This window comes from Methylopila musalis (assembly GCF_042679725.1).
Lineage (GTDB): Bacteria > Pseudomonadota > Alphaproteobacteria > Rhizobiales > Methylopilaceae > Methylopila > Methylopila musalis.
The window spans coordinates 1-3832 of the sequence record NZ_JBHTMX010000244.1; the positions used below are offsets into that span (position 1 = coordinate 1).

4 protein-coding genes are annotated in these 3832 nt (G+C 74.0%); 1 reads left to right on the top strand and 3 read right to left on the bottom strand.

All coding sequences use genetic code 11. The features are described from left to right. Positions 1 to 24 precede the first annotated feature (24 nt). From gshB to rsmI, 3 genes are read right to left on the bottom strand one after another with little or no spacing between them, the layout of a single operon-like run. Positions 25 to 981, bottom strand: a complete 957-nt coding sequence (gshB, locus tag ACFQ4O_RS15995; RefSeq protein WP_378777113.1) for a glutathione synthase — start codon at positions 979 to 981, stop codon at positions 25 to 27. Positions 982 to 1005: 24 nt separating this feature from the next. Beyond that, positions 1006 to 1380 (bottom strand): YraN family protein, encoded by a 375-nt coding sequence (locus ACFQ4O_RS16000; RefSeq protein WP_378777115.1) that lies wholly within the window; start codon positions 1378 to 1380, stop codon positions 1006 to 1008. Further along, positions 1377 to 2309 (bottom strand): 16S rRNA (cytidine(1402)-2'-O)-methyltransferase, encoded by a 933-nt coding sequence (gene rsmI / locus ACFQ4O_RS16005; RefSeq protein WP_378777117.1) that lies wholly within the window; start codon positions 2307 to 2309, stop codon positions 1377 to 1379. Before rsmI ends, ACFQ4O_RS16000 begins: the two co-directional genes overlap by 4 nt. 143 nt (positions 2310 to 2452) lie before the next feature. Between rsmI and ACFQ4O_RS16010 the strand changes: the two genes are divergently transcribed. Continuing rightward, positions 2453 to 3670: a penicillin-binding protein activator gene (locus ACFQ4O_RS16010; RefSeq protein WP_378777119.1), complete on the top strand. Its 1218-nt coding sequence runs from the start codon at positions 2453 to 2455 to the stop codon at positions 3668 to 3670. Positions 3671 to 3832 lie beyond the last annotated feature (162 nt).

Here is a 3832-nt window from a genome sequence, read left to right on the forward strand (position 1 = left end):
CGGCGGCCGCGGCGCGCACCGGCCTCATGCGCCGGCCCCCGCCCGGCGGGCCTCGATCGCGTCCCAAGTCATGGCGGCGGCGTCCGGCCCGCCGAGCCGCTTCACCGCCCGGATGCCGGTGGGGGAGGTGACGTTGATCTCGGTCAGCCAGCCGTCGATCACGTCGATGCCGACGAAGATCAGCCCGCGCCGCTTCAGCTCCGGCCCGAGCGTGTCGCAGATCTCGCGCTCGCGCGGCGTCAGGTCGGTCGCCGCCGCCGCGCCCCCGCGCACCATGTTGGAGCGCAGGTCGCCCTTGGCGGGCACCCGGTTCACGGCGCCGGCGAAGACGCCGTCCACCAGCAGGATGCGCTTGTCGCCCTCCGACACCTTGGGCAGGAACTTCTGCGCCATCCACGGCTCCCGGAAGGTGGTGGAGAACAGATCGAACAGCGAGCCGTAGTTCAGGTCGTCGCCTGTCAGGCGGAACACCGCCGCGCCGCCGTTGCCGTAGAGCGGCTTCACCACGATGTCGCCGTGGACCTCGCGGAAGGCGTCGAGCTCGGCCCGGTCGCGGGTCACCAGCGTCGGCGGCATCAGATGCGGGAAATCGAGCACGAAGATCTTTTCCGGCGCGTTCCGCACATGGGCCGGATCGTTCACCACCAGCGTCTTCGGGTGCACGCGCTCCAGCAGATGGGTGGTGGTGACATAGGCCATGTCGAAGGGCGGGTCCTGCCGCAGCAGCACCACGTCCACGTCGCGGGAGAGCACGAGCCGGGTCTCGTCGCCGAGCGTCACGTGGTCGCCGGCCACGTCCCGCACCTCGGCCGGCCGGGCGCGGGCCACCACCTCGCCGTCGGCGAGGCTGAGCCGCTCGGGCGTGTAGACGTGCAGCGTGTGGCCGCGGGCCTGCGCCTCCAGCATCAGCGCGAAGGTGGAGTCTCCCGCGATGTTGATGCGCTCGATCGGGTCCATCTGCACGGCGACGCGAAGCGGCATGGAACGGACTCCTGAAGACGGGCGCTACAGCCCGAAGGCGTTTCGCAGCAGGCGGGGCGGCCGGCGCGGCGCGACCAGCGCCACGTCGAATCGGATCACGTATCCGGCATAAGCGGGATGGCGCGCAAGGAAGGCTTCGGCGGCGCGGCGGATGCGGACCTGCTGCCGGGGCGTGACGGCCAGGACCGCGGCGTCGGCGTCGTCGCGCGCCTTCACCTCCACGAAGGCGAGCGTGCGGCCCCGGCGCGCCACCAGGTCCACCTCGCCCGGCCCGTCGGAGAAGCGGCGGGCGAGGATGCGCCAGCCGGTCAGCCGCAGGCGCCACGCCACCAGCGTCTCCGCGGACAGGCCGCGTGCGACGGCGGCGCGTCGTCTCCCGGAGGCGCCGCCTGCGCTCATGCGCCGGTCTTCGCGAGATCGAGCGCACGGGCGTAGACGTCGCGGCGCTTCAGGCCGGTCGCGGCGGAGACCTCCGCCACCGCGTCCTTGACCGAGGCGCGGGCGAGCGCGGCGGTGAGCAGCGCGTCGAGATCGTCGGCGCTGGGGGGCGCCTCTTCGTCGGGCGGGCCGACCACCAGCACGATCTCGCCCTTGGGCGCGGGCTCCTCCGCCAGCGCCGCCGCGAGGTCGGTCAGGGCGCCCCGGCGCACCTCCTCGAAGCGCTTGGTCAGCTCCCGCGCCAGCGCTGCTGGACGGGGGCCGAACGCCTCCGCCAGATCGGCGAGCGATTCGGCCACGCGCGGCCCGGTGTCGAACATCACCAGCGTGGCGGGCATGCGGACGAGCTCCGCGAGCCGCGCCCGGCGGGCGGCCTGCTTCGCCGGCAGGAAGCCCTCGAAGAAAAAGCGGTCCGTGGGCAGGCCCGCCAGCACCAGCGCGGTGAGCACGGCGGAGGCGCCGGGGAGGTGGGTGACGGGCAGGTCCGCCGCCGCGAGGTCGCGCACCAGCTTGAAGCCGGGGTCGGAGATCAGCGGCGTGCCGGCGTCGCTCACCAGCGCCAGCCGCTCGCCGGTCTCGATCCGCGCCATGATCTTCGGCCGCATCTCGGCGGCGTTGTGCTCGTGATAGGCGACGAGCCGGGTGGAGATCCCGTAATGGCTGAGCAGCTTGGCGGTGACGCGGGTGTCCTCGCACAGCACCGCGTCGGCGGCGGCCAGCGTCTCCAGCGCCCGGAGCGTGATGTCGCCGAGCGTGCCGATCGGCGTCGCCACCACGTGGAGGCCGGGCGACAGCGCGGGCGCGGCGAGCCGATGCCCGCCCACCAGATAGGAGCGGGAGCGGGACGATTCGGCGTCGGGATCGGTCTCGGCCGGGGCGGGCCTTGGCATGGAAGCGCTCGTCGGTTACCACGAAACGACAGTCTATCGGCCGCGCGCTCCGGCGGAAAGCGGGGCGAGGCGGCGGGGTGGACCCTCGGGGCAATCGGCGCGTCGGGCGCGGGGGCGTCCGGCCGAACGACGGTGGCGACGACATGACGTTCGACGGACGGTCCCTGAAGCGCGCGCTGCTGGCGGCGGGCGCCGCGCTGGCGCTGGCCTCCTGCGCCGGGGGCGGCGGGGAGAACAGCGGGCTCGATCCGCTGCAGGGCGCGCCCACGCCGCAGGTTTCCGCCGAGCCGCTGCCGGCGCCCGCGCCGACGGTGGGGCAGGGCTCGGTCAAGGTCGCGCTCATCCTGCCCTCCACCGCCACGGGCAACGCCGGCGCCGCGGCCGCGGCGCTGAAGAACGCGGCGGAACTGGCGCTGTCCGAGTTCGACGGCCCCGACATCCAGCTTCTGGTCAAGGACGACGGCGGCTCCTCCTCCGGCGCGCAGGCCGCGGCGCAGGCGGCGGCCGACGAGGGCGCCAAGCTCATCCTCGGCCCGCTGTTCGCCCATTCGGTGCAGGGCGCGGGGCAGGCGGCGCGGGCGCGGGGCGTGCCGGTGGTGGCCTTCTCCACCGACGCCAACGTGGCGGCCCGCGGCGTCTATCTGCTGAGCTTCCTGCCCGAGAGCGACGTGCAGCGCGTGGTGTCCTACGCCGCGTCCCAGGGCAAGCGCTCCTTCGCGGCTCTGATTCCCGAGACCGGCTACGGCGCGGTGGCGGAGGCGGCGTTCCAGCAGGCGGTGACGCGCGCCGGCGGCCGGGTGGTGGCGCTGGAGCGCTACGGCGCCGACAAGTCCAAGATGGCCGGGCCGGTGGAGCGGGTGGCGAGCGCGCTGCCGCAGGCCGACGCGCTGTTCATCCCCGACACGGCGGAGGCGGTGCCGACGGTGGTGGGCCTGCTCGCGGCCAACGGCGCCAACCTCAAGCGGCTGAAGCTGCTCGGCACCGGCCTCTGGGACGATCCGGCGCTGACCCGGGACGCGAGCCTTGCGGGCGCATGGTTCGCCGCGCCCGACGACGCCGGCTTCCGCGGCTTCGCCCAGCGCTACCGGGCGAAGTACGGCTCCGAGCCCGTGCGCGCCGCCTCGCTCGCCTACGACGCCACGGCGCTCGCCGCCGCCATCGTGAAAACGCAAGGCGAGCGCGGCCTCAGCGACCAGACGCTGTCCAACGCCTCCGGCTTCGTCGGCGTGGACGGCGCGTTCCGCTTCCGCCCCGATGGCCCGAACGAGCGCGCGCTCGCGGTCTACCAGGTCCAGACCGGCGGCCCTCGCATCGTCAGCCCCGCCCCGCGCAGCTTCGGCGCCACCGCGCAGGCGGACTGAGCGCGCGCCTCTCCTTCCCTTGTCCCGGCCTTGAGCCGGGACCCAGATACGTCTCCGCCTGCAAAACGAGCCGCACCCGCTCAACTTCACCCGGAAACACCAGCGTTTCTGGGTCCCTGTGTGTCTCGGGTGGGTCATAGTGTTGGCGGGCGAGAGACCGCT

What these genes read in the sequence shown, in the direction of transcription:
- rsmI (WP_378777117.1), bottom strand. Translation starts at nt 2,309, where the DNA reads ATGCCAAGGCCCGCCCCGGCCGAGACCGATCCCGACGCCGAATCGTCC.
- gshB (WP_378777113.1), bottom strand. Translation starts at nt 981, where the DNA reads ATGCCGCTTCGCGTCGCCGTGCAGATGGACCCGATCGAGCGCATCAAC.
- ACFQ4O_RS16000 (WP_378777115.1), bottom strand. Translation starts at nt 1,380, where the DNA reads ATGAGCGCAGGCGGCGCCTCCGGGAGACGACGCGCCGCCGTCGCACGC.
- ACFQ4O_RS16010 (WP_378777119.1), top strand. Translation starts at nt 2,453, where the DNA reads ATGACGTTCGACGGACGGTCCCTGAAGCGCGCGCTGCTGGCGGCGGGC.